Origin of the sequence: Kocuria sp. ZOR0020 (assembly GCF_000800955.1) — a bacterium.
In the GTDB taxonomy this organism is placed as follows: Bacteria; Actinomycetota; Actinomycetes; order Actinomycetales; family Micrococcaceae; genus Kocuria; species Kocuria subflava.
On sequence record NZ_JROX01000115.1, the window covers coordinates 1 to 6141 of the forward strand.

General features: G+C 64.4%; 4 protein-coding genes. 1 reads left to right on the forward strand and 3 read right to left on the reverse strand.

The annotated features are described in order from the left end of the window. Positions 1-86: 86 nt before the first annotated feature. Positions 87-797: a hypothetical protein gene (locus tag L979_RS07660; protein WP_119932442.1), complete on the forward strand. Its 711-nt coding sequence runs from the start codon at positions 87-89 to the stop codon at positions 795-797. A gap of 21 nt (positions 798-818) precedes the next feature. Here L979_RS07660 and L979_RS07665 read toward each other — a convergent pair whose 3' ends face one another. From L979_RS07665 to secD, 3 genes are all read right to left on the reverse strand, one after another. Continuing rightward, positions 819-3224: a bifunctional (p)ppGpp synthetase/guanosine-3',5'-bis(diphosphate) 3'-pyrophosphohydrolase gene (locus L979_RS07665; RefSeq protein WP_047691180.1), complete on the reverse strand. Its 2406-nt coding sequence runs from the start codon at positions 3222-3224 to the stop codon at positions 819-821. 161 nt (positions 3225-3385) lie between these two features. Continuing rightward, positions 3386-4528, reverse strand: coding sequence for a protein translocase subunit SecF (gene secF / locus L979_RS07670; RefSeq protein WP_081994016.1), 1143 nt, complete (start codon positions 4526-4528; stop codon positions 3386-3388). After that, on the reverse strand, positions 4528-6141 hold a 1614-nt coding region (gene secD, locus L979_RS07675), incomplete at its 5' end, for a protein translocase subunit SecD (protein WP_081994019.1). The genes secD and secF, both read right to left, overlap by 1 nt.

The following is a 6141-nucleotide window of genomic DNA, read 5'->3' on the forward strand; positions in this document are numbered from 1 at the left end:
TGAACACACTGGCTGACGGGGGTCGTTCATCCACAGGATGGACGACCCCCTTCCCGTTGGTCCAGGCCACTGGCTTGGATGGAGGCATGACCGTCGAATCCCGTTGGCCCGTGGGCCTGAGCCTGGTTGATTCCACACCGGCTGTTCTGCGCGGCGCACCGTCGGTTCAGCAGCCAACCCTGTGGATGGCTCACGGAGCCGGGACGGTACCGCCGGGCTGGGAGACTACGACCGCCGTCGTGAATGGTGCAGAGCTCTCCGCCCTGGTGACAGACTCAGCTCTGGTGCCGGTTCTGGGACCGGTCCATGTGGCTGTGGGCACTGCCCAGACGCGGCAGGTCAAGGCCGCTGCGGTGGCGGTGTGCGTTCCACGCAGGGTCCGGGAGTCCGCCATCCTGCACCGGGGATCGGCCGCTTGGTTCCATGCCTGCGCCACCCCGCCCTCCGTGCTGGAGTTCGTCACGCACCGGGAGAATCGCTGCAGCACTCGCCCAGCACCGCCCAGTGCCGCGGTGCGATGGACCGTGCGTCAGCTGCTCTACGAGCCCCAGGACGTTGACCACTTTCACGGGTGCTGCGTGACCACACCGTTGCGCACGGCCGCGGATCTGGCCTGTTGGGAGGATCCCGCAGGGCTGGCGGCATTAAGGCTGCTGTTGACCGCACCCCATCTGGGCGTTGACGGCGCGCAGGTGGTGGGCTTGTTGCGCGCTCGTTCGCGGTTGCCACACCGCACCAGAGGCGTGATCACGGTCCGCAAGGTGTGCAGGCAGTTGGGCTTGCCGGTTCCCGCATGAGGGCACCGGGTGGTCCCTGGTTCAGGTCGTGGACCGCGGTTTCTCCGGCAGACGCTGCTGAGCGGAAGTCCGGTAGACGTCGTACACGCCGTCAATGTTGCGGACCTGGTTGAGCACGTGGTCCAGGTACCGGGCATCCCCCATCTCAAACGAGAACCGGGAGATGGCCAGACGGTCCGAGGACGTGTGGACATTGGCCGCCAGAATGTTCACGTGGTTCTCGGAAAGCACGCGGGTGACATCGGAGAGCAACTTCTGCCGGTCCAGGGCCTCCACCTGAATCTCCACCAGGAACACCGAGGACTGCGTGGGCGCCCAATGCACTGATATCCGGCGCTCGGATTCGGTCTGGTTGCGCATGTTGGAACAGTCCACCCGGTGCACGGAAATGCCCTGCCCGCGGGTCACGAAACCCACGATCTCGTCCGGCGGCACGGGCGTGCAGCACCGCGCCAACTTCACGTACACGTCCGAGGCCCCGTCCACCGCCACCCCGGAATCGGCAACCCCCTGTCTGACGGGTCGGATGGCGGAGATGGTGTCCGCGAAGTCCTCCACGGAACCGTCGGCACCGCCGGCGGACTCCACCAACAGGTCGATGACCTCCCGGGAGGAGACAGTTTCATTGCCGATGGCCTCGTACAGGGCCGTGATGTCCGTCTTGTTCAACTGCTGGGCAACGGAGACCAGGGCCTCCTGGGTCACGGTGCGCTGCAACGGCAGGTGATGCTTGCGCAGGGCACGGGTCAACGCCTCCTGACCGCGGGTGATCGCCTCCTCCCGGCGCTCCTTGGTGAAGAACTGCTTGATCTTCTGCCGCGCCCGTGGGGAGGAGACAAACTTCAACCAGTCCTGGGAGGGCGCGGCATCCGGAGACTTGGAGGTGAGCACCTCCACCCAGTCGCCGTGCTGCAAGGTGGAGGACAGTGCCACCAGCTTGCCGTTGACACGGGCACCAATGGTCTTCTGCCCCACCTCGGTGTGCACCGCGTAGGCAAAGTCCACCGGGGTGGAACCTGCCGGCAAGGCCATGACGTCCCCGCGCGGGGTGAACACGTAGACCTCTTTGGTGTCGATCTGATAGCGCAGGGAATCCAGGAACTCAGTGGAGTCCTTGGTGTCGTCCTGCCATGAGACCAAGGACTTCAACCATCCCATGTCCTGGGAGCTGGCCTTGGGGGTGTCACCGGCACCACCCGAGCGCGCGTGGTCCTTGTACTTCCAGTGCGCGGCCACACCGTATTCGGCCCGACGGTGCATCTCGTGGGTACGTATCTGGATCTCCACGGGCCGACCACCGGGTCCCAGCACCGTGGTGTGCAAGGACTGGTACATGTTGAACTTGGGCATGGCGATGTAGTCCTTGAACCGCCCCGGCAGCGGACGCCACCGCGCGTGCAAGGAACCCAGCGCCGCGTAGCACTCGCGCACGGAGGAGACCAGGACCCGCACCGCCAGCAGATCGTGGATCTCGTTGAAGTCCTTACCGCGCACAATCATCTTTTGGTACACGGAGTAGTAGTGCTTGGGTCGGCCGGTGATCACGGCCTCGATCCCCGATTCGGCCAGGTCCTCCGCCACCAAACTGCGGATCTGCGCCAGATTCCGCTCCCGCTGGGGCTGACGCTCCCCCACCATGCGGACTATTTCGTCGTAGATCTTGGGGTACAACGCCGCAAAGGACAGGTCCTCCAGCTCCCACTTGATGGTGTTCAAGCCCAAGCGGTGGGCCAGTGGCGCAAAGATCTCCAGGGTCTCCCGGGCCTTCTTGGCAGAGGACTCCTGGGAGACGAACCGCCAGGTGCGGGCATTGTGGAGCCGGTCGGCCAGTTTGATCAGCAGCACCCGGATGTCCCGGGCCATGGCCACGATCATCTTGCGCACGGTCTCCGCTTGGGCGTGTTCCCCGTACTGGACCTTCTCCAGTTTGGTCACGCCGTCCACCAGCTGGGCGACTTCCTCACCGAACTCCTGGCTCAGCTGCTCCAACGTGTAGTCGGTGTCCTCCACGGTGTCGTGCAGCAAGGCAGCCACCAACACCGGACCGGTCATACCCAGCTCCGCCAAGATGGTGGTCACCGCCACCGGGTGGGTGATGTAGGGATCCCCGCTCTTGCGCTTCTGGCCTTCGTGCTGACGGTCTGCAACGGCGAAAGCACGCTGCAACACCGTCACGTCCTCCTGCGGTGCGTTTTCCCGGACAGTGCGCAACAGAGGTTCAATCAGCGGGGACTGAGAAATGGAGGCACCGGAGAGATACGACAGCGCGGAGCGCATCCGCTCAGAGCGCCCAGGGAACACGGGCCGCCCGAACACCGGCCGGGCGGCGGGAACCACACCGTGGGTACCGGAGGTGGTGGACCCCGTCCGGCCACCTGCACCAGCAGGCGACGACGACGCACCACCTCCTTGCGCGTCTCCATCCACCGGTGCGGTTGCACCAGCATGAGCGGTGGTGGCATCAGGCGCGCGCAAGGACTCCGGGTGCTGGCCCCGATCGGACTGGATCGAGTTCTGCTCCACGGTGTCCTCCTAGCTCAACATCTCTGACACAGCGCCGGATCACCGGCTGGGTCAGGGACACCATTCTAGGACCGTCCGGGAACCTCTCCGACTGCGGACTCGCTGTGGGCAGAAGCCTGGGTTCGGGCCCTCTCGGAAGCGTCGGTCGGTTTGGCGGCATGGGTCGGTTGGGCAACATCAGTAGGTTCTGTAGCCGGCGCATCCACCGTTTCGGCCTGATACGCCAGGTCCGCTGCACGGGCTTCCTGCTGCTTCACACCGGGTTCCACAGACCGCAAAGCCGCGTACACGGGGGTGGCCACGAACAGCGTGGCCAGGGTGCCCCACACAATGCCCACAAACTGTGCCAGGGCCAGGTCCTTCAACGTCCCTGCCCCCAGCAGGGCGGCGCCGATGAACAAGATGGAGCCCACGGGCAGCAGTCCCACCACGGAGGTGTTGATGGAACGCACCAAGGTCTGGTTGGCGGCCAGGTTCACCTGATCGGAGAATCCGCGATTCAACCGTGGCGGTGGCGCGCTGCCGTCCAGCAACCCGCGGGTGTTCTCACGGACCTTGTCAAAGACCACCACGGTGTCATACAGCGAGTAGGACAACACGGTGAGGAACCCGATGATGGCCGATGGTGTGACCTCAAAACCCACCAGAGAGTAGGTGCCCACCGTCAGGGCCACCGTGACGAACACACCGGCCATGGAGGCCAGGGACATCTTCCAGGTGCGGAAGTACAGCGCCATGACCACGGCGGTCAGGGCCAGGAAGATCACCAGACCGCGGATCATCTGCTGGGAAATCCCGGCACCCCACGTGGGACCCACAAAGTTGGAGGCCACCTGATCCTCTGAGACGTCGTAGGCCTGAACCAGCGCTTCACGCACCGCCAAGGTTTGGTCGTCGTCGAGTTGTTCGGTCTGCACTCGAATGGTGCCGGGGGCGATGTTGGTGACCGTGGATTCGCCGTCGTGCCCGGTGGAGGTCACGGCCTCCTGGCCCGGTTCCAGGCTGCTGTCCGCAACGTTGGAGACCACGAATTCCGAGCCACCCGTGAAGTCGATGCCCAAGTTGAATCCCCCACGGACCACAGGGATCAGTGCGGAGATCACCACCAGCAAGGCTGCGATGCTCAACCACAACTTGCGCTTGGGGACAAACGGAAAGGACTTCCGTCCGCTGTAGAGGTCGTTACCGAAATCGGCGAACCGTGACATCAGGCCTCTCCCTTCTCCGTGGTGGTGTTCTCAGCAGGCGCCCGGCCTCCGGAGGCAGCGGACAGTCGTGCTTGACGACGACGCTCGGCCAGCGTGAGACCGTCATTGACACCGGTGGCCACCTTGATCGGTGGTTGATCCTCCTGCGGTGCGGCCTCTGGCTCTGCGGTCTGCTCCGTCTGAGAGGTTGCTGCCTCTGGGGACCAAGGTTGGGCCGGGGCGCTGTCCTCCGTACGGGAGGTGGTGGGGTCGGCGTCGTCGATCTGGGTGGCACCGGAGGCGGGGTCAAGATCGTCCGGGGTGCGCAACCGTCCCGATCCGCGGTAGAAGGGCACGGCGTCCAGCGCCTTGGGGTCCAGTCCGGACCCGGGGCTGCCGCGGCCAAAGTACTTGGTGCGGGAGAGGTAGACCATGACCGGGTGGGTGAAGAAGAAAACCACCAGCAGATCGATCACCGCGGTGAGACCCAGGGTGAAGGCGAACCCGCGCACGTTGCCCACGGCCACAAAGTAGAGCACCACGGAGGCGATCAGGTTCACGGCCTTGGAGGCCAAGATGGTCTGCTGCGCGCGTTTCCACCCGTGATCGATGGCCGAGGGAATGGTGCGTCCGATGCGGACCTCATCCCTGATGCGTTCGAAGTACACGATGAAGGAGTCCGCTGCCATGCCGATGGCCACCACCAGACCGGCCACACCGGCCAGGGACAGCCGGTAGTTCAGTGCCCAGCCCAGAAGCGTGATGGCAAGCCAAGACATCAGCCCCAACACGATCAGGGAGATGATGTTGACCCAGCCCAGCCACCTGTACTGGATGATGGACCACACTGCCACCAGCAGCAGGCCGATCAGCCCGGCAATGATGCCCATGCGCAGCTGATCAGCACCCAGGGTGGCGGAGATCTGCTGCTCGGAGGCAATGGAGAAGCTGACGGGAAGGGACCCGTAACGCAGCTGCTCGGCCAGGAACGATGCCGATTCCTCCGTGAACCGTCCCGTGATCTGGGCCTGGCCGTTGGGGATCACGGCGTTCATCTGGGGGGCGGAGATCACTTCACCGTCCAGCAGAATGGCGAACTGGTTGCGCGGATCCCCGGGTGTGGTCTGGCCGATGTTGTAGAGGCGTTCGGAGAGCTGCTGGAAGGTCTCCGTGCCTTCTGAGTTGAACTGAAGGTCAACAGCCCACTGTCCGGTGGTGGTACCTCCCTGACCTTGGGCCATGCCGTAGCTCGAGTCAGAAATCTCCGTGCCTTGGATCTCCACCGGACCCAAGATGTATTTGGTGCCTGCCTCCGGTTCACAGGCGATCACGGCCTGATCCGGGTTCTGCGCAGCACGCTCCTCCGGGCTCTGCGGTTGGGTGCAGTCCGTGGATTCGAACTCCTGCATCAGATCGGCAGTGATCCAATTGGTGTCAGAGGAGTCGGCGGGTTCCGCGGTGGGGTTCGGCAACTGGTCCTCAGCCGTGCGCTGATCCTCCGGAACCGCCTCAGCCGCGCCCGTCAACAGCACAGGACGGAAACTCATCTGTGCTGAGGTCTGGATGAGTTCGCGGGTGGCACTGTCCGGAGCGCCCGGCATGGACACCACAATGTTGGAGCCACCCTGTGTGGT